This window comes from [Empedobacter] haloabium (assembly GCA_008011715.2).
GTDB classification, from domain to species: domain Bacteria; phylum Pseudomonadota; class Gammaproteobacteria; order Burkholderiales; family Burkholderiaceae_D; genus Rugamonas; species Rugamonas haloabia.
Window position 1 is genome coordinate 2,125,067 of sequence record CP136508.1, and the last position, 18,328, is coordinate 2,143,394.

17 protein-coding genes and 2 tRNA genes are annotated in these 18,328 nt (G+C 64.6%); 16 read left to right on the forward strand and 3 right to left on the reverse strand.

Features of this window, described 5'->3' with window-relative positions:
- Positions 1-468 (reverse strand): ribosome assembly RNA-binding protein YhbY, encoded by a 468-nt coding sequence (gene yhbY / locus E7V67_009285; protein WUR15281.1) that lies wholly within the window; start codon positions 466-468, stop codon positions 1-3.
- A 42-nt stretch (positions 469-510) separates the two neighbouring features.
- Between yhbY and E7V67_009290 the strand changes: the two genes are divergently transcribed.
- The 9 genes from E7V67_009290 (at position 511) to E7V67_009330 (ending at position 8,193) form a co-directional block, all read left to right on the forward strand.
- Positions 511-1,176 (forward strand): RlmE family RNA methyltransferase, encoded by a 666-nt coding sequence (locus E7V67_009290; GenBank protein ID WUR15282.1) that lies wholly within the window; start codon positions 511-513, stop codon positions 1,174-1,176.
- Between the two features lie 255 nt (positions 1,177-1,431).
- Positions 1,432-3,312: an ATP-dependent zinc metalloprotease FtsH gene (ftsH, locus tag E7V67_009295; protein ID WUR15283.1), complete on the forward strand. Its 1,881-nt coding sequence runs from the start codon at positions 1,432-1,434 to the stop codon at positions 3,310-3,312.
- 97 nt (positions 3,313-3,409) lie between these two features.
- Positions 3,410-4,234 carry a dihydropteroate synthase gene (gene folP / locus E7V67_009300; protein ID WUR15284.1) on the forward strand — a complete coding sequence of 275 codons (825 nt, stop codon included), beginning with the start codon at positions 3,410-3,412 and terminating at the stop codon, positions 4,232-4,234.
- Positions 4,235-4,291: 57 nt separating this feature from the next.
- Positions 4,292-5,644 (forward strand): phosphoglucosamine mutase, encoded by a 1,353-nt coding sequence (glmM, locus tag E7V67_009305; protein ID WUR15285.1) that lies wholly within the window; start codon positions 4,292-4,294, stop codon positions 5,642-5,644.
- Positions 5,645-5,711: 67 nt separating this feature from the next.
- A tRNA-Pro gene (locus tag E7V67_009310) sits at positions 5,712-5,788 on the forward strand.
- Positions 5,789-5,878: 90 nt separating this feature from the next.
- Positions 5,879-5,955: transfer RNA gene (locus E7V67_009315), tRNA-Arg, on the forward strand.
- A gap of 208 nt (positions 5,956-6,163) precedes the next feature.
- Positions 6,164-6,760, forward strand: coding sequence for a hypothetical protein (locus E7V67_009320; protein WUR15286.1), 597 nt, complete (start codon positions 6,164-6,166; stop codon positions 6,758-6,760).
- A 6-nt stretch (positions 6,761-6,766) separates the two neighbouring features.
- On the forward strand, positions 6,767-7,504 hold the full coding sequence (locus E7V67_009325; GenBank protein ID WUR15287.1) for a hypothetical protein: 738 nt from the start codon (positions 6,767-6,769) through the stop codon (positions 7,502-7,504).
- A 194-nt stretch (positions 7,505-7,698) separates the two neighbouring features.
- Positions 7,699-8,193: a hypothetical protein gene (locus E7V67_009330; protein ID WUR15288.1), complete on the forward strand. Its 495-nt coding sequence runs from the start codon at positions 7,699-7,701 to the stop codon at positions 8,191-8,193.
- Between the two features lie 43 nt (positions 8,194-8,236).
- Here E7V67_009330 and E7V67_009335 read toward each other — a convergent pair whose 3' ends face one another.
- Positions 8,237-8,854: a LysE/ArgO family amino acid transporter gene (locus E7V67_009335; GenBank protein ID WUR15289.1), complete on the reverse strand. Its 618-nt coding sequence runs from the start codon at positions 8,852-8,854 to the stop codon at positions 8,237-8,239.
- A 98-nt stretch (positions 8,855-8,952) separates the two neighbouring features.
- Here E7V67_009335 and E7V67_009340 point away from each other — a divergent pair, with 98 nt between their 5' ends.
- The gene (locus tag E7V67_009340) at positions 8,953-9,852 is read left to right on the forward strand and encodes a LysR family transcriptional regulator ArgP (protein ID WUR15290.1); all 900 of its coding nucleotides are present in this window, start codon (positions 8,953-8,955) and stop codon (positions 9,850-9,852) included.
- Between the two features lie 102 nt (positions 9,853-9,954).
- Here the strand turns inward: E7V67_009340 and E7V67_009345 are convergent, their stop codons facing one another.
- A complete protein-coding gene (locus tag E7V67_009345) occupies positions 9,955-11,031 on the reverse strand; it encodes a type II asparaginase (GenBank protein WUR15291.1) in 1,077 nt (358 codons plus the stop codon).
- A gap of 169 nt (positions 11,032-11,200) precedes the next feature.
- Between E7V67_009345 and E7V67_009350 the strand changes: the two genes are divergently transcribed.
- From E7V67_009350 to E7V67_009375, 6 genes are all read left to right on the forward strand, one after another.
- Entirely contained in the window at positions 11,201-11,722 is a 522-nt protein-coding gene (locus E7V67_009350) for a DUF3305 domain-containing protein (protein WUR15292.1), read from the forward strand.
- Positions 11,712-12,341, forward strand: a complete 630-nt coding sequence (locus E7V67_009355; protein WUR15293.1) for a DUF3306 domain-containing protein — start codon at positions 11,712-11,714, stop codon at positions 12,339-12,341. The genes E7V67_009350 and E7V67_009355 overlap by 11 nt, the downstream gene beginning before the upstream one ends.
- Positions 12,316-14,412: a 4Fe-4S binding protein gene (locus tag E7V67_009360; protein ID WUR15294.1), complete on the forward strand. Its 2,097-nt coding sequence runs from the start codon at positions 12,316-12,318 to the stop codon at positions 14,410-14,412. The genes E7V67_009355 and E7V67_009360 overlap by 26 nt, the downstream gene beginning before the upstream one ends.
- Positions 14,409-15,020, forward strand: a complete 612-nt coding sequence (locus E7V67_009365; protein ID WUR15295.1) for a molecular chaperone TorD family protein — start codon at positions 14,409-14,411, stop codon at positions 15,018-15,020. The genes E7V67_009360 and E7V67_009365 overlap by 4 nt, the downstream gene beginning before the upstream one ends.
- Before the next feature lie 115 nt (positions 15,021-15,135).
- Positions 15,136-15,333 carry a hypothetical protein gene (locus E7V67_009370; GenBank protein ID WUR15296.1) on the forward strand — a complete coding sequence of 66 codons (198 nt, stop codon included), beginning with the start codon at positions 15,136-15,138 and terminating at the stop codon, positions 15,331-15,333.
- 18 nt (positions 15,334-15,351) lie between these two features.
- Positions 15,352-18,324, forward strand: coding sequence for a formate dehydrogenase subunit alpha (locus tag E7V67_009375; protein ID WUR15297.1), 2,973 nt, complete (start codon positions 15,352-15,354; stop codon positions 18,322-18,324).
- Positions 18,325-18,328: the final 4 nt, after the last annotated feature.

The following is an 18,328-nucleotide window of genomic DNA, read 5'->3' on the forward strand; positions in this document are numbered from 1 at the left end:
TCAGCCCAGGATGGTTTTCTTGGTGCTGGTCTGGCGCTTCTTGGCGCGCTTGATGGTGCCGCCTTCGGTGACGCGCTCATTGCCTTTCAGCATGACCTTGCTGATGGTCGGCTTCTTGGTGCCGGAGGCGCTGGGCTTGACGATGGTGACCATGCGCATGCCCTTGCCGGCCTTGGCGCTGCGTGCTTTTTCCACTTCCTTTTTCGGGCGGTACAGGACGAGCAGCTTGCCGATGTGCTGCACGGGCGCCGCTTCCAGTTCGGCGCAGATGCGTTCGTACATCTCGATGCGGGCTTCGCGGTCGTCGCCGAAGACGCGCACCTTGATCAGGCCGTGCGAATCGAGGCCCAGGTCGATTTCCTTCATCACGGCTTCCGTCAGGCCGGCTTCGCCAATGAGGACGATGGGCTTGAGCGCGTGGGCTTCGGCGCGCAGGGCGCTGCGCTCAACGGGTGTCAGTTTCAACATATAAATTTCTAGTGGTTCTCTTAAAAGCAGTATTCTACGCGAATGGCAAAGAACAAATTAAACAAAAACTGGTTGCACGACCATATTAACGATCCGTACGTCAAGGCCGCCCAGAAGGACGGCTACCGCGCCCGTGCCGCCTACAAGCTCAGGGAGATCGACGAGGATGAGAAGCTGATCAAGCCCGGCCAAGTCATCGTCGACCTCGGCTGCACCCCCGGCAGCTGGGGCCAGTACACCCGGCGCAAGCTGGCCGGCAAGGAGGGCGGCGGCATCAACGGCACCATCATCGGCCTGGACATCCTGCCGATGGAGCCGATCGCCGACATGCATTTCCTGCAAGGCGACTTCCGCGAGCAGGAGGTGCTGGACCGGCTGGGCGAAGTGTTGCAAGGACGCAAAGCGGACCTGGTGCTGTCGGACATGGCGCCCAACCTGTCGGGCATCGCGACGGCCGATGCGGCGCGCATGGAAGACCTGATCGACTTGGCCATTGAGTTTTCGCAAATGCACTTGAAACCGGGTGGCGCATTGTTGGTGAAGTGTTTCAAGGACATGGGGTTTTCCCAGATCGTCGAGAAGTTCCGTCATGAATTCAAGACCGTCACGCAGAAAAAGCCGAAAGCGAGCCGCGATAAATCGTCCGAAATCTTCCTGTTGGGGCGGGGATTGAAACATCCCGTCGAAAAAAGCAGCGAAATCGCCTGAACGGCCCTTGTAATCGGGGCGGGCACCCGCACATCCAAGCGGACAGCGGCGTGTGCCGCCGGGGCCGACGCCGGCGGGCCAGGCAGGCCCGGGTGGCTGGCACGCGGCAAGCGGCGCATCCAGGCGACAAAAGCGGTATATTTGACGCGTTTGCCGGGTGTCCCGATGGGCAGGTTTGTAGCATGGCCTGCGCATTGCGAGTAAAATCGGAATTCTGCTACAGGTAACAGGTGCGCGAGCATCCAAGGAGTTTTCGTGAATAACATGTTTTCCAAGTCCGCCATCTGGGTCGTCGTCGCCCTGCTGTTATTTATGCTGTTCAAGCAATTTGACAGCCACAGCATTTCCGGCGGCAGCAAGACCATCGCGTACTCCGACCTGCTCGACGAGATCAAGGCGAAGCGCATCAAGGACCTGGTCATCGAAGGCAACAGCATCACCGCGACGAAGGTGGACGATACGCGCGTGCGCACCACGTCCACGTACCTCGACCGCGGCCTGATCGGTGACCTGCGCGACAACGGCGTGCGCTTCGACGTGCGTCCGCCGGAAGAGCCGTCGTTCCTGCAGCAGGTGTTCGTCTCCTGGTTCCCGATGCTGCTCCTGATCGGCGTCTGGATCTTCTTCATGCGCCAAATGCAGGGCGGCGGCAAGGGCGGGGCGTTCTCGTTCGGCAAGTCGAAGGCCCGCATGCTGGACGAAACCAACAATACCGTCACGTTCGCGGACGTGGCCGGCTGCGACGAAGCCAAGGAAGAAGTGACGGAGATCGTCGACTTCCTGCGCGACCCGACCAAATTCCAGAAGCTGGGCGGCCGTATCCCGCGCGGCGTGCTGATGGTCGGTCCTCCGGGTACCGGCAAGACGCTGCTGGCGCGCGCCATCGCCGGCGAAGCGAAAGTGCCGTTCTTCTCGATTTCCGGTTCCGACTTCGTCGAGATGTTCGTCGGCGTGGGCGCCTCCCGCGTGCGTGACATGTTCGAGAACGCGAAGAAACACTCGCCGTGCATCATCTTCATCGACGAGATCGACGCCGTCGGCCGCCACCGCGGCGCCGGCATGGGCGGCGGCAACGACGAGCGCGAACAGACGCTGAACCAGCTGCTGGTCGAGATGGACGGTTTCGAGGCGTCGTCCGGCGTCATCGTCATCGCCGCCACCAACCGTGCGGACGTGCTGGACAAGGCGCTGCTGCGCCCGGGCCGTTTCGACCGCCAGGTCTCGGTCGGCCTGCCGGACATCCGCGGCCGCGAACAGATCCTGAACGTGCACATGCGCAAGGTGCCGATCGGCACGGACGTGAAGGCCGACATCCTGGCCCGCGGCACCCCGGGCTTCTCCGGCGCCGACCTGGCCAACCTGGTCAACGAGGCCGCGCTGTTTGCCGCGCGCCGCAGCAAGCGCCTGGTGGACATGCAGGACTTCGAGGATGCCAAGGACAAGATCTTCATGGGTCCGGAGCGCAAGTCGATGGTGATCCGCGAGGAAGAGCGCCGCAACACGGCCTACCACGAGTCCGGCCACGCCGTCGTCGCCAAGCTGCTGCCGAAGGCCGACCCCGTGCACAAGGTCACGATCATGCCACGCGGCTGGGCCCTGGGCCTGACCTGGCAGCTGCCGGAGCACGACAAGATTTCCGGCTACAAGGACAAGATGCTGGAAGAAATCTCGATCCTGTTCGGCGGCCGCATCGCCGAGGAGATCTTCGTGGGCCAGATGTCCACCGGTGCCTCGAATGACTTCTCGCGGGCCACCAAGTTGGCCCGTTCGATGGTGACGCGCTTCGGCATGTCCGATTCGCTGGGCGTGATGGTGTACGAGGACGAGCAGAACGAAGGCTTCCTGGGCGGCAGCAACAAGACGATCTCGGAAGCCACGCAGCAGAAGGTCGACGCCGAAATCCGCAACATCCTCGACACGCAGTACGCCCTGGCGCGCAAGCTGCTGGAAGAGAACCGCGACAAGGTCGAGATGATGACGAAGGCGCTGCTGGACTGGGAAACTATCGATGCCGACCAGATCAACGACATCATGGCCGGGCACGAGCCCCGTCCGCCGAAGGCCGGCGTGACCTTGCGCAAGAAGCCGAGCGACGACGGCCCGACCGCGTCGCCCAACGTCACCGCCCCGGCCTGAGGTCGCCAGCGTGGCGTGAACGAAAGGGTGAGGAGCGATCCTCGCCCTTTTTGTTTGGTCCGTCGTTCGCGACGTCAATCCTGATTCTCACTACCGTATGCCGCATTTCCCGTTTGGCCGCTTCAATCTCCCGCGCGAGCGCACGCTCGTCATGGGCATCCTCAACGTTACCCCCGACTCGTTTTCCGACGGTGGCCAGTTCGCCGCGCTCGACTTCGCGATTTCGCACGCGGAGCAGATGATCCGCGACGGCGTCGACATCATCGACGTCGGCGGCGAGTCCACCCGGCCGGGTGCGCCGCTGGTGCCGCTGGAGGAGGAGCTGCGCCGCGTGCTGCCCGTGCTGTACGCGCTGCGCGACTGTGGCAAGGCGATCTCCGTCGATACCTACAAACCGGAGCTGATGCGCGAGGCCGTGCTGGCCGGCGTGGACATGATCAACGACATCAATGCCTTCCGCGCCCCCGGCGCGGTCGAAGCCGTGCGCGACAGCGATTGCGCGCTTTGCCTCATGCACATGCTTGACAAACCTGCAACAATGCAGGATAAACCTGTCTACGCCGACGTGGTGCGCGAAGTCACATGCTTCCTGCGCGAGCGTATCGAAGCGCTGACATCCGCTGGCATTGATCGCAGTCGCCTGTGGATCGATCCTGGCTTTGGCTTTGGCAAGACGGTCGAGCATAATTATGCCTTGTTGAAGGCCGGCAGCCAGATGGTGGCCGAGCTTGGGGTGCCATTGCTGGCGGGGCTGTCGCGCAAGTCGATGATCGGTGCCGTCACCGGCAAACCGGTCGAGCAGCGCCTGGCCGGCAGCCTTGGCGGCGCGCTGGCGGCGGTGGCCCATGGCGCCGGCATCGTGCGGGTGCACGATGTGGCCGAAACGGTCGATGCCCTGAAAGTGTGGCACGCGGCCCAGTGAAACAGCGGGAACGATGGGCCAGGCCCGCGTTCCCTTAACGAGTAAAGAGAGCAGACTATGGCACGCAAATATTTCGGAACCGATGGTGTCCGTGGACTCGTCGGCGAAGCGCCGATCACGCCTGATTTCGTCATGCGGCTGGGCTATGCCGCCGGCAAGGTGCTGGCGAAGACGGCGACTCCCGGCATGGCGCGCCCAACCGTCCTGATCGGCAAGGACACGCGCATTTCGGGCTATATGCTGGAAGCGGCGCTCGAAGCAGGGTTTGCCGCCGCTGGCGTGGACGTGATGCTGGCCGGCCCGATGCCGACGCCGGCGATTGCCTACCTGACCCGCGCGCTGCGCCTGTCGGCCGGTGTCGTGATCTCGGCATCGCACAATCCGTTCCAGGACAACGGCATCAAGTTCTTCTCGGAACGCGGCACCAAGCTGCCAGATGCCGTCGAGCTCGACATCGAGGCACAGATCGACCTGCCGATGGAGTGCGTGCCGTCCGAGAAGCTGGGCCGCGCCAAGCGCCTGGAAGACGCCCAGGGCCGCTACATCGAATTCTGCAAGAGCACGTTCCCGAACGAGCTCGACCTGCGCGGCCTGAAGATCGTCGTGGACAGCGCCCACGGCGCCGCCTACAACATCGCGCCGCACGTATTCCACGAGCTGGGGGCCGAAGTGATCCCGATCGGCAACAAGCCGGACGGTTTCAACATCAATGAAGGCCATGGCGCGACGGCACCGAAGGCGATGGCCGCCGCCGTGCTGGCGCACGACGCCGACCTGGGCATCGCGCTGGACGGCGATGCCGATCGCCTGATCATGTGCGATGCCAATGGCCGCCTGTACAACGGCGACGAGCTGCTGTACGTGATGGTCATGGATCGCCTGGCGACGGGCGAGGTGAAGGGCGCCGTCGGCACCCTGATGACGAATATGGCGCTGGAAGTGGCGTTTAAGGAAAAGGGCATCGGCTTCGCCCGAGCCAAGGTGGGCGACCGCTACGTCCTGGAAGTGATGCAGGAGAAGGGCTGGATCCTGGGCGGCGAGGGCAGCGGCCACCTGCTGGCGCTGGACAAGCATACGACCGGTGACGGCATCGTCTCGGCGCTGCAGGTGCTGTCGGCGCTGAAGCGCGCCAACAAGACGCTGGCGCAGATCGCGGGCGAACTGGAGCTGTTCCCGCAGACGCTGATCAACGTGCGCGTGCCGGCCGGCTTCGACTGGCAGAAGAACGCCGCGATGGTGGCCGAGAAGGAAGCCGTCGAGCGCGAGCTGGGCGACACGGGGCGCGTGCTGATCCGCGCATCCGGCACCGAGCCGCTGATCCGCGTGATGGTGGAAGCCAAGGACGCCGCGCGCGCGCAAAGCCTGGCGCGGCGCATCGCCGACAAGGTCGAGGTGCCGCTGGCCGCCTGAGCCGCCGTTCCGGGCCCATGTCGATAGATTTGACGCTGCATGCCTTGACCGAGTATGATGTCTTCATCGGAGTGTAGCGCAGCCCGGTAGCGCACCTGGTTTGGGACCAGGGGGTCCAAGGTTCGAATCCTTGTACTCCGACCACTCCTTCTAAAAAGCCGGTTGTCTTCGACAACCGGCTTTTGCTTGAGCAGCCCGTTCATCCACGTCGCGGCGCCTGCCGATCTTCCTCTACTGCCCATAGCTCAGTTGGATAGAGCATCAGCCTTCTAAGCTGAGGGTCGCTGGTTCGAACCCAGCTGGGCAGGCCAGTAATCATCTCCCGCCGTGCAATACATTTCCCATTTGCTTCCGTGGCCTGCCTGTATGGCGGCGCGATAAATCTGCGCGGTCACCTGATTATTTTTGCCAGACCTGTCAGATATAGCAGGCTTCCCGTGACCATTGGATAGAATTCCTGTCATATACCCCGGATAGAATGCCCCTGCATTTTAATCCACCATCAACCAGGGGAATTGCATGAATTCGTTTATTAAGTCCATCAGTGGCGCCGCTATTGCCGCCGCCGCTTGGTTCGGGTTCGCAAGTGCTGCTCAGGCCGCTGAAGCGACCGTCGTCTCGCCAAACACCGAGATGGTCGTCAATCATCCATACAAATCGCCGAACGGCGTGTACTCGATTATTTTCCAGAGCGACGGCAACCTCGTCGTTTATAAAGGTTCGAATTACACGTGGCAGAACTCGCTGTGGTCGTCCGGCACGGACGTCAAGAAAGGCAAGCACGCGGTCTTGCAGGGCGATGGCAATTTCGTGATTTATGACGGCCTGATCGCATCCGGCGGCAAGGCCGTGTGGGATTCGCGCACGGCGGGCAAGGCGCCGTCGGCCACCATCAGCGACACCGGCGTGTTTGCCGTCAGCGGTGGCTTCAAGACCAATGCCGACCCGGCCGCGCCGAGCACGAACCCTCCTTGCACGCCGCGCCAGATCGGCCTGTGCATGTACCGCGGCACGCCGACCCAGTTCAGCACCTGGGTATTCGCCTGCACGAACGCCGAAGCGGTGCGGATCGCCGGTCCGGGCGCCAGCCTGGGCGCGTGCATTCACTGGAACTGATGCCCTATGACGTCAGCCCGTAAAACGGTAGGGCTGATCGGTGCCGCGGCCGCCTTGGCGGCAGCGGCATGGTTCGGCAGCGATCCGGCCACGCAGCAGGCAGCTGCCGCCTCGTCGACCCGTGGCGCCGAGGGCGTGGCAGCCGGCGCGCCGGCCCGGGGCGATGCTGGCGACCGGCTGTCGTCCCGGCCGGGTTCGTCGCTCGATTCGCCGTTTGCCCGTGGTGGCGCCGGCCGGCCCGATCCGGAACAAATGATCCGGGAGCGGGCCGCACTGATGAAGCAACTCGGCTTGGCGACGCCGCCCGAATATGACCGCATGTCGCTGGCCCAGCTGAAGGAGAAGGCCCACGCCAAGGATATTTTCGCGCTGCTGCAACTGGGCGTGCAGTACCAGTACCAGAATAACGGCCTCGAATTCGATCCGGATTACGACTTCGGCAAGGACCCGCAGCTGGAATCGAAACGCTACCTGACCGAGGCCGTCAATGCTGGCCATATTCATGCGTCGACGATCCTGGCGAAGCAATATGCCGAGAGCGGCGATACGGTCGAGGCATATGCGTGGAATACCCTTGCCGAACGGCTGTGGGATACGTCGAATAAGGAATGGAGCAAGACCGCCTTCGCCGGCCTGACGCCGGAACAGCGCATGCGCGGCGAACAGCGGGCCAATGAACTGTTTATCGCGGCGTCGCAGCGATTTTTACCGGCATCACAGGTCGCCAGCGAGACTGACAAATAGCCAGCCCATTTTATTTTTGTTATAGAGTTCTCGCATTAGAAAGGTATATTATGCGTTTCAATCTGCATCGCCTGGCAGCGTTCGCGCTCGCCAGTGGCGCAATGCTGGCCTCTGTGTCGGCATCGGCTCAGCTGGTCAACCAGCCGCCAGTTGCGCCATTCAAGGTCGTTCTGACGGCTCCACAAGAGATGGTGGTGAACCAGCCATATGTGTCGGCGAACGGTGTGTACACGCTGATCTTCCAGAGCGATGGCAATATGGTGATTTACAAGGGACCGCCACCGTACACCTGGCGCACTGCGATCTGGAGTACGGGTTCCGACGTCAAGCAGGGCCGCAAGGCCGTCATGCAAACGGATGGCAACCTGGTCGTGTACGATGCCAATAACGCGCCAGTATGGGATTCGAGAACGGGTCAAGCCCAGCAAAACTACGCGCCGTTCCTGACCCTGAACAACGACGGCTCGATCCAGATTACGTCCAGCAATCCGAAGAGCAACTGGTCGTCGCCACGCGACCCTGCGGCGCCGAGCACCAACCCGGGCGGCTGCACCACGGCGCGCCAGTACGGCATTTGCGTGTTCCCGAACTCGCCGAGCCGGTTCACCAGCTTCGTGCTGGCCTGCAGCATGGCCGAGGCACAGCGGATGGCTGCCGCCTCCGGCGCGGCCTTCGGCGCCTGCCGCTGAGCGACCGACACATCCGAAAGGAGCGCCGCGTGCGCTCCTTTTTTCATCCCGGCGCAAGCACCAGGGTGAGCGCCAGCGTCACCATCACCGCGCCAGTCAGCGCTTCGATGACGCGCCACACCTGCGGTCGGCCAAGCACGCCAGCGAACCGCGCCGCACCAAACCCCAGCCCGGCAAACCACAGCAGCGAGGCCGTCATCGCGCCGGCGGCGAATACGGGCCGTTGCTCCACGGAATAGCGGCCGCCCACCGAGCCCAGCAGCACGACGGTGTCGAGGTAGACGTGTGGGTTCAGCAACGACAGCGCCAGCACCGTGACCAGCGCGGTGGTCGTGCCTGTCGTCGTCGTGCCCATGTCGGCCGACAAGCCGCCGGGCCGCCGTACCCGCGCCCAGCTCTTCAATCCATACCACAGCAGGAAGGCGGCGCCGCCCCAGCGCGCCAGCGCCAGCAGGGCAGGCGACGATTCGATCAGCGCACCGGCGCCCGCCACGCCCAACCCGATCAGCAGCACGTCGATGCCGACACAAGCGGCAACGGTCAACGCCACATGCTGGCGCCGCACGCCCATGCGCAGCACGTGAGCGTTCTGCGCGCCGATCGCCATGATCAGGCTGGCACCAAGGCCGAGCCCGCTGAGATAAACCGCTGTGGTCGTCATCGTTGTTCTCCTTAAAGCAAGGATTGTGATGAGCACCAGCGTCAAAGTGAAGCTGGGTTAAGATATTTCAACTTCCATTAGTTTTCCTTAACTTAGCAATGACGCTCGACCCACGCCAATGCAGCGCCTTTATTGCCGCAGCCGAGACCGGCAGTTTCGAGCTCGCGGCCGCCCAGCTCACTGTCACGCCGTCCGCGATCTCCCAGCGCATCGCCGCCCTGGAGACGGCACTGGGCGCGCCGCTGCTGATCCGCAGCCGGCCGTGCCGTGCTACCGCGGCGGGGCAGCACCTGCTGCAATACCTGCGACGCAGCCGTTTATTGGAAGCGGAATTTCTAGCCGAGATCGGAGCGGACGATCGGCAACCTGTCCAGGTGGCGATCGCCGTCAACAACGATACGCTCGGCACCTGGCTGCTGCCGCCATTGATCCAGATACTGGCCGAGCAGAATATGACGGTCGAAATCCTGCTGGACGACCAGACCTTTACCTATTCGCTGCTGGAGAAAGGCGAAGCCTTGGCCAGTGTCTCGAGCGAGGCACAACCGATGCGTGGTTGCACGGTGCAGCCATTGGGCGTGATGCGTTACCGGCTGCTCGCCAGTAAATCGTTTGCACAACGCTGGTTTGCCGACGGATTCAACCGCGAAGCGGCACGGCGAGCGCCCGTCATGTTTTTCGACCGCAAGGACAAACTGCAGTCCGATTTCATCGAACATCGGCTGGGCCTGTTGCCGGGCGCTTATCCCGTGCATTATGTGCCGTCCAGCGATCCATTCGTCCGCGCCATCCGCCTGGGAATGGGGTACGGCATGCTGCCGTCGCAGCAATATGGCGATGGCCTGGAAACGGGCGAGCTGGTCGATTTATGTCCGGGGGAATATATGGACGTGCCGTTGTACTGGCACGCATGGCGTGTGCAGTCGCCGAAGCTGGAACGGTTGGGACAGCGTATCGTGGACGCCGCCAGAGGAGAACTGCTGCAGGCCTCGGACTGAAAGCTGGCGCTATCGCGCCAGGGCCTGGCTTATTTGCTGCCGGGCTCGTGCCCAAATTGGGGCCCTGGCCCCGAGTCGACACGGCCCCGGCTTTATGAACAATCAATAGGTGTAGAACATGCGCTGGATATCGCGCGTGTTATTGGTCTTGGTCAGCGCCAGCATCAGCAGGATACGGGCTTTTTGCGGGCTCAGGGTATCGGACGCGACGAAATCCAGCTCGTCGTCATTCGCTTCGCCGTTGCGTGCCAAAATGCCTTGGCCGACGCGGCTGGAGCGCACGATGATCGTGCCCTTTTTACGCGCGGCGATCAATCCTGGCTTGACCCGGGCGGCAATGGAACCGTCGCCAACGCCGGCGTGGATAATGCCTTTCGCACCGGCGGCGACAAACGCATCCAGCGCCACGGTATTCATATTGGCATAGCCGTACACGATATCGACTTGCGGCAGGGCCGTCAGGTTGGCGATATCGAATTCGCTGTCAGTCGTATGCTTGCGGGTCGAAGCGCGGTAAAAGAACGGCTTGCCGCCTTGTACGTAACCCAGCAGGCCCAATTCCGGCGTTTTGAAACTGTCCGGGGTCGAGGTATTCGTTTTCGTGACATCGCGGGCGGCGTGGATCTGGTCGTTCAGCGCCAGCAGGACGCCCTTGCCGACGGCTTCCTGGCTGCCGGCGATCGACACAGCGTTATACAGGTTGATCGGGCCGTCGGCCGACAGGGCGGTGGACGGACGCATCGCGCCGACCAGCACGACCGGCTTCTTGCTCTTCACGACCAGGTCGAGGAAATACGCGGTTTCTTCCATCGTGTCGGTGCCGTGCGTGATGACGATGCCATCGACATCGTTCTGCGCCAGCAGCGCATTGACGCGCTTGCCCAGGGTCAGCCAGTGTTCGTTCGTCATGCTTTCGCTGGCGATCTGGAATACCTGCTCGCCCTTGACGTTGGCGATCTTGGCCAGTTCCGGCACCGCGTTGATCAGTTGCTGCACGCCGACGGTCGCGGCCGTGTAGCCGACAGTGGTCGTGCTGGTCGCGCCTGTGCCGGCGATCGTGCCGCCGGTGGCCAGTACCGTCACATTCGGCAATTTTGTCGTTTGCGCCTGCGCGGCCGTGATGGCCGTCAGCGCGCAAAACGTTGCTACCAGCCAGCGTGACACTGTTGTGCTCTTCATATGCTCTCCTCTCAGGACGTTGTAATACGCGCATCTTAATACACAGACAAGGTGCTGTACCAGTGCAACTTGGGGCTTTTACTGATGGAAATACTCAGCAGTTTCAGGCATATTGGCAGGCTGACGATTAACGATCGTTGCCGATGTGCACGAACTGCCGGATGAAATTTTGGAAACAGATAGCCTGAACATTGCCGTTGTCATGCACCGCAAGCCGCTGGCCAGCCGCTGGCAGCCGTACCAATGGCAGCCGCTGGAGGTACTGCTCGAGCCAGGCCTGACGGGCGGTGCGGCCCCCCGTTGCCTGCGCGACGACCCGGCCGACCTGCGCTGGCTGTTCGGCGGCTTCGAGCTGCGCCTGTACAGCGACGAGGCCGAAGGCTACTTCCTCAACGTGGACACGGGCGCACCTTGCTGGTTCGTCATGTGGCGTCTTGATGAGATCGACGGTGTCGAGGTCGCGGTGCCGCGCACCGTCACGCTGTCGTACAACGAGGCGGCCCGGCTGATGGATGGCGGCGAGCAGGTCGACACCGTGCCGGCGCCCGCGCTGATCGCCGAACGCCTGCGCGAATTCGTGCAGGCCTACTATCGTCCGGAACCGAAACGCAAGCGCCGCAAGCCATCCTTCGAAGGCGGCGCCGGTGTTGCCGAGATGGCCAGGGCGGAGCGGACGGGCCATGGCGGCTGAGACCTTTTTCGCGCGCTGGTCGCGCGTGAAAGCCGGCACCAGGGCCGAGGCCAGCGAGCCGGCCGCGCCCGTGCTGGCGGAAGCGACCGGCTTGCCCGTTGCGCCGGCTGCTGATAGCGCTGTCATCGCCCCAGCCGAGCCGGCGCCGACCATCGAGCAGGTCGCGCAGCTGCGGGCGGACGGCGACTTCCGCCCCTTCGTCGCGCGCGGCGTGGACGAGGGCGTGCGCCGTGCCGCCATGAAGAAGCTGTTCAGCGACCCGCACTTCAACGTGATGGATGGCCTGGACATCTATATCGACGACTACTCGAAGCCCGACCCGATGCCGGCCGCGATGCTACTGGCCCTGAACCATGCGAAGGACCTGCTCGACCCGCTCGGCACGCTGGCGCGCGAACACGCGAAGCGCGGCCTGCTGACTGCCGCCGACCAGGCCGACCACGCCGACATCGTCGACGAGACGCCCGCGCCGGAACAGTGGCCCGTTGCCGAGCCAGAGCTTGAAGAGACCCCGGCGCCGGAAGCGCCCACCGCCAACGCCGCAGCGGTAGACGACGCGGCGACCATCGACCCAGCCAATCGCCAGGAAGACCATGAACAGCCGAATCAAAGTATGTAACTGCAACCGCACGATGGCCGTCGACGGCGCCGCACTGGGCGCCGCCCTCGACGCGGGCGCCTTGCCCGTCGCCACGCAGCTGTGCCGCCGCGAGGTGGGCGACTACCTGGGCACCCTGGACGGCAGCGAGAAGATCGTCGTGGGCTGCACGCAGGAGCAGCCGCTGTTCACGGAGCTGGCGCAGCAGAAGGGGACCGTGGCGCCGCTGCGCTTCGTCAACCTGCGCGAAACGGGCGGCTGGGGCCAGGACGCCGCCCAGGCCATGCCGAAGATGGCCGCGCTTCTCGCCATGGCGCGCCTGCCGGACCCGGAACCGGTGCCGGAAGTTGAATATCACTCGGAAGGGCGCGTGCTGATCACCGGTCCGGCCGCGCGCGTGCTGCCGTGGGCGCGCCGCCTGCAAGGCCAGCTGGAAGTGTCGGTGCTCCTCACCGACACGGCGGGTGCGGTGCTGGCCGGTGGCCAGGGCTGGCCCACGTTTGCCGGCGGCGAAGTGGTCGTCAAGGGCTGGCTGGGCCGGTTCGACGTGACGTGGCGCCAGGCCAATCCGATCGACCTGGACCTATGCACGCGCTGCAACGCCTGCGTCAAGGCCTGCCCGGAAGGCGCCATCGGCCTCGATTACCAGGTCAACCTGGACGCATGCTCGTCCCACGGCGACTGTGTCAAGGCCTGCGGCGCCGTCGGCGCCATCGATTTCGAGCGGAGCGACACGACGCGCGGTGGCCAGTTCGACCTGGTGTTCGATCTGCACGAGCAGCCGCTGCTAACCATGCACCAGCCGCCGCAGGGCTATTTCGCACCCGGCGCCTCCGAGGCGAAAGCGGCCGAACAGGCGATGCAACTGGCCAGCCTGACGGGCACTTTCGGCAAGCCGAAGTTCTTCCAGTACAAGGACAGCATCTGCGCGCACGGCCGCAACAAGAAAGTAGGCTGCAACGCCTGCGTCGACGTGTGCTCCGCCGAAGCGGTCAGCCATGACGGCGACAAGATCCGCGTCAACCCGAACCTGTGCGTGGGCTGCGGCGCCTGCACCACCGTGTGCCCCACCGGCGCGCTGTCGTATGCCTACCCGCGCGTGGCCGACCAGGGTGCACGCATCCGTACGCTGCTGGCGACCTTTGCGAAAGCGGGCGGCAAGCGCCCCGCGCTGCTGCTGCATTCGCAGGAGGAGGGCGCAGCCCTGGTCGAAGCGCTGGGGCGTGCGGCCGGTGCGGGCCAGATGCGCGGCGTGCCGGCCCGCGTGCTGCCGCTGCCTTTGCACCACGTGGCCTCGGTCGGCATCGACGTCTGGCTGGCCGCCGTCGCGTATGGCGCGGCCAATGTGCTGATCCTCGCCACCGGCGCGGAAGCGCCGCAGTATGCGGCGGCGCTGGCGCAGCAAGTCGAGATCGCGCGCACCATCCTCGCCAGCCTGGGCTATGGCTCCGGCCACGTGCAGCTGGTACAGGCGGGCGACGCCGCCGCACTGGATGGCGCGCTGCGCCGCATCGAGGCCGGCCAGGTGCCGGCCGTGCCGGCCACGTTCGCCATCGGCGGCGGCAAGGGCGGCGACAAGCGCACCACCCTGGACTTCGCGCTCGACCACCTGGCCCGGCACGCGCCGGTGCCGCAGCGCGAGATCGCGCTGCCGGCCGGCAGCCCGTTCGGCGCGGTCAACGTCAACCGCGATGCCTGCACGCTGTGCATGGCCTGCGTCGGCGCCTGCCCGTCGTCGGCGCTGGCGGACAACCCGAACGCGCCGCAGCTGCGCTTCACGGAGTCGAACTGCGTGCAGTGCGGCCTGTGCGAGAAGACCTGCCCGGAAGGCGCCATCGACCTGGTGCCGCGCCTGCTGCTGGCGCCCGAGGCGAAGCAGCCGCGCGTGCTGAACGAGGCGCAGCCCTACCACTGCATCCGCTGCGCCAAGCCGTTCGGCACCTTGCAGATGGTGGAAAACATGGTGGCAAAGCTGTCCAGCCACGGTGCGTTCGCGGCCAACCTGGACCGCCTGCGCATGTGTTCCGACTGCCGTGTCGTCGACATGATGCAGCCGGCCAAGGAAGTCTCGATCTTCGAGGTGAAGCGATGAACGAAACCCGACTCCAGTTCGAAACGCCGGACAGCGGCGAGGAAGCGGCGCGCGCCGAGTTGTATGGCCTGCTGTCGATGCTGTTCTACCAGGCGCCCGATGCGCCTCTGCTGGCCGCCATCGCGGCCGCGCCGGCCGAAGGCGAGGGCGAGCTGCCCGCCGCGTGGCGCGCCCTGCAGGCCGCCTGCGCCGCCGCCGACCCGGCCGCCGTGCGCGACGAGTACGACAGCCTGTTCGTCGGCACGGGCAAGCCCGAGGTGTTCCTGTACGGCTCGTACTACATGTCCGGCTTCCTGATGGAGAAGCCGCTGGCACTGCTGCGCGTGGAGCTGGCAAAACTGGGCCTGGAGCGCAGCGACGCCATGCCGGAAACCGAAGACCACATCGCCGCGCTGTGCGACGTGATGCGGGTACTGATCACGTCGGACGACGTGCTGCATGGCAGCATCGCCACACAGCGGCAGTTCTTCGGCGCTCAGATGCAGCCCTGGGTGCAGCAGCTGTGCGACGCGGTCGCCGCGCATGCGCAGGCGCATTTCTATCGTCATGTGGCGGCGCTGGCCGGGGCGTTCTTCGCCGTCGAAATGCAGGCGTTCGACATGAGTTGACGTCAAACCCGGCGGGTTATCGCACGTGCTCGTGTTGAGGGCGTGAAAATGTGTGAGAATGTCGAGTAGTTCTATTAAGCAATAAGTGTTACTAATACTGTCTGAGGAGACCAGCTTGTCTACCCAATCCAAACCCACGCGCAGGGCGTTCTTTGCCGGCCTTGGCGCCGTCGCCGCGGCCGGTGTCGCCGTCAAACTGGCCGGCAAGCCCGCCGAACCTGTCGCCGCCGAGCCGGCGCCAAGCGAACCGGAAGGCACCAGCTACCGGCTGTCCGAACACGTCAAGAAGTACTACCGCACCGCCAAGATCTGACGCGGGGAAAGGACCACTATGTTATTAACTCGTAAAAACGGCGACGCCGGCCGCCAGTCCGGCCGCGCCGGCCGCTTTGCCGCCGGCCTGTCGGAAAGCCTGGCGCGCGCGCTGCCGACCATGGATCGCCGCGCCTTCCTGAAGCGTTCCGGCATCGGCGTGGGTGTCGGCATCGCCGCCTCGCAATGGCAGCTGGTGAAGAAGGCGCAGGCCGCCGACAAGCCGGCCGAAGCCTCCGGCCTGAAGCGCGAAGTGCGCCGCACCGTGTGCAGCCACTGCTCGGTGGGCTGCGCGGTCGACGCGGTCGTGGAGAACGGCGTCTGGGTGCGCCAGGAGCCGGTGTTCGATTCGCCCATCAACCTGGGCGGCCATTGCGCCAAGGGCGCCGCGCTGCGCGAGCACGGCCACGGCGAGCACCGCCTGAAGTATCCGATGAAGCTGGTCAACGGCAAGTACCAGCGCATCAGCTGGGACGTGGCGCTGGAAGAGATCTCGCAGCGCCTGCTGGCGGTGCGCAAGGACAGCGGGCCGGACTCGGTGTTCTTCGTCGGCTCCTCGAAGCACAACAACGAGCAGGCGCAGCTGCTGCGCAAGTTCGTCTCCTTCTTCGGCACCAACAACTGCGACCACCAGGCCCGCATCTGCCACTCCACCACCGTGGCCGGCGTGGCCAACACGTGGGGCTACGGCGCCATGACGAACAGCTACAACGACATGGCGTTCTCGAAGGCCGTCATGTACATCGGCTCGAACGCGGCCGAGGCGCATCCCGTGTCGATGGTGCACATGATGCATGCCAAGGAAAACGGCTGCAAGATGATCGTGGTCGACCCGCGCTTCACCCGCACGGCGGCCAAGGCCGACCAGTACGTGCGCATCCGTTCCGGCTCCGACATCCCGTACCTGTACGGCATGCTGTACCACATCTTCAAGAACGGCTGGGAAGACAAGGAATACATCCACGACCGCGTGTACGGCATGGAAGCGGTGCGCGAGGAAGTCATGAAGTGGACGCCGGAGAAGGTCGAGGAAGCCTGCGGCGTGCCGGAAGCGGAAGTGTTCAAGGCCGCGCAGACGATGGCACTGAACAAGCCGTCCTCGGTGGTCTGGTGCATGGGCCAGACGCAGCACTCGATCGGCAACGCCATCGTGCGCGCCTCCTGCATCCTGCAGCTCGCGCTGGGCAACGTCGGCAAGTCCGGCGGCGGCACCAATATCTTCCGCGGCCACGACAACGTGCAGGGCGCCACCGACGTGGGCCCGAACCCGGACTCGCTGCCCGGCTACTACGGCCTGGCGACCGGCGCATGGAAGCACTGGTGCACCGTCTGGGGCGTGGACTACGAGTGGGTCAAGGGCCGCTTCGCCTCGCAGGCGATGATGGAAAAGTCCGGCACCACGGTGTCGCGCTGGGTCGACGCCGTGCTGGAAAAGAACGAGCTGATCGACCAGGACAACAACGTCCGGGCGATGGTGTTCTGGGGCCACGCGCCGAACTCGCAGACGCGCGGCCTGGAAATGAAGAAGGCGCTGGACAAGCTCGACACCCTGGTGGTGATCGACCCTTATCCGTCGGCCACCGCCGCGATGGCGGCGATGACGGTGGACGGCCAGGAGCTCAATCCGAACCGTGCCGTCTACCTGCTGCCGGCCGCCACCCAGTTCGAGACCTCCGGCTCCGTCACCGCGTCGAACCGCTCGATCCAGTGGCGCGAGAAGGTCATCGAGCCGCTGTTCGAGTCGCGCACCGACCACATGATCATGTACCAGCTGGCCGAGAAGCTGGGCTTCGCCAAGGAGCTGGTCGCGAAGATCAAGCTGGTGCCGGGCAAGGGCGGCATGCTGGAACCGGAACCGGAATCGATGCTGCGCGAGATCAACCGCGGCACCTGGACCATCGGCTACACGGGCCAGACGCCGGAGCGCCTGAAGGCGCACATGCGCAATATGCACAAGTTCGACGTCAAGACCCTGCGCTGCAAGGAAGGCCGTGACGAAGAGACCGGCTACGACCTGTCGGGCGATTACTTCGGCCTGCCGTGGCCATGCTTCGGCACGGCGGAGCTGAAGCACCCGGGTTCGCCGAACCTGTACGACACCAGCCGCCACGTGATGGACGGCGGCGGCAACTTCCGCGCCAACTTCGGCGTCGAGCGCGACGGCGTCAACCTGCTGGCCGAAGACGGCTCGCACTCGGTGGGCGCGGACATCACGACCGGCTATCCAGAGTTCGACCACGTGCTGCTCAAGAAGCTGGGCTGGTGGGACGACCTGACCGAGGACGAGAAGAAGGCGGCCGAAGGCAAGAACTGGAAGACCGACCTCTCTGGCGGCATCCAGCGCGTGTGCCTGAAGGTGCACGGCGTGCACCCGTACGGCAATGCCAAGGCGCGTGCCGTGGTGTGGAATTTCCCCGATCCGGTGCCGCTGCACCGCGAGCCGATCTTCGGCACGCGCCCGGACCTGATCGCGAAATACCCGACCCACGACGACAAGAAGGCCTTCTGGCGCATGCCGACCCTGTACAAGACGCTGCAGCAGAAGAACGTCGAAGCGGGCCTGGCGGAGAAGTTCCCCATCATCCTGTCGTCCGGCCGCCTGGTCGAGTACGAAGGCGGTGGCGAGGAAACCCGTTCCAACCCGTGGCTGGCCGAACTGCAGCAGGAGAACTTCGTCGAGATCAATCCGCAGGCGGCGGCCGCGCGCGGCATCCGCAACGGCGACTACGTGATCGTCTCCACGCCGACCGGCGCACGCATCAAGGTGCGTGCCCTCGTCACGCAGCGCGTGGCGCCGGACACGGCGTGGATCCCGTTCCACTTCTCCGGCTGGTGGCAGGGCAAGGACATGCTCGAGTTCTATCCGGAAGGCGCGGCGCCGGTCGTGCGGGGCGAGGCCGTCAACACGGCCACCACGTACGGCTACGACGCCGTCACCATGATGCAGGAAACCAAGACCACGATCTGCAATATCGAGAAATTTACCGCCTGAGGAC

Excerpts from the sequence above, each read along its gene's own strand:
- yhbY (WUR15281.1), bottom strand. The coding sequence starts at position 468 with ATGTTGAAACTGACACCCGTTGAGCGCAGCGCCCTGCGCGCCGAAGCC.
- E7V67_009290 (WUR15282.1), top strand. The coding sequence starts at position 511 with ATGGCAAAGAACAAATTAAACAAAAACTGGTTGCACGACCATATTAAC.
- folP (WUR15284.1), top strand. The coding sequence starts at position 3,410 with ATGCCGCATTTCCCGTTTGGCCGCTTCAATCTCCCGCGCGAGCGCACG.
- glmM (WUR15285.1), top strand. The coding sequence starts at position 4,292 with ATGGCACGCAAATATTTCGGAACCGATGGTGTCCGTGGACTCGTCGGC.
- E7V67_009320 (WUR15286.1), top strand. The coding sequence starts at position 6,164 with ATGAATTCGTTTATTAAGTCCATCAGTGGCGCCGCTATTGCCGCCGCC.
- E7V67_009325 (WUR15287.1), top strand. The coding sequence starts at position 6,767 with ATGACGTCAGCCCGTAAAACGGTAGGGCTGATCGGTGCCGCGGCCGCC.
- E7V67_009335 (WUR15289.1), bottom strand. The coding sequence starts at position 8,854 with ATGACGACCACAGCGGTTTATCTCAGCGGGCTCGGCCTTGGTGCCAGC.
- E7V67_009340 (WUR15290.1), top strand. The coding sequence starts at position 8,953 with ATGACGCTCGACCCACGCCAATGCAGCGCCTTTATTGCCGCAGCCGAG.
- E7V67_009345 (WUR15291.1), bottom strand. The coding sequence starts at position 11,031 with ATGAAGAGCACAACAGTGTCACGCTGGCTGGTAGCAACGTTTTGCGCG.
- E7V67_009355 (WUR15293.1), top strand. The coding sequence starts at position 11,712 with ATGGCGGCTGAGACCTTTTTCGCGCGCTGGTCGCGCGTGAAAGCCGGC.
- E7V67_009360 (WUR15294.1), top strand. The coding sequence starts at position 12,316 with ATGAACAGCCGAATCAAAGTATGTAACTGCAACCGCACGATGGCCGTC.
- E7V67_009365 (WUR15295.1), top strand. The coding sequence starts at position 14,409 with ATGAACGAAACCCGACTCCAGTTCGAAACGCCGGACAGCGGCGAGGAA.
- E7V67_009375 (WUR15297.1), top strand. The coding sequence starts at position 15,352 with ATGTTATTAACTCGTAAAAACGGCGACGCCGGCCGCCAGTCCGGCCGC.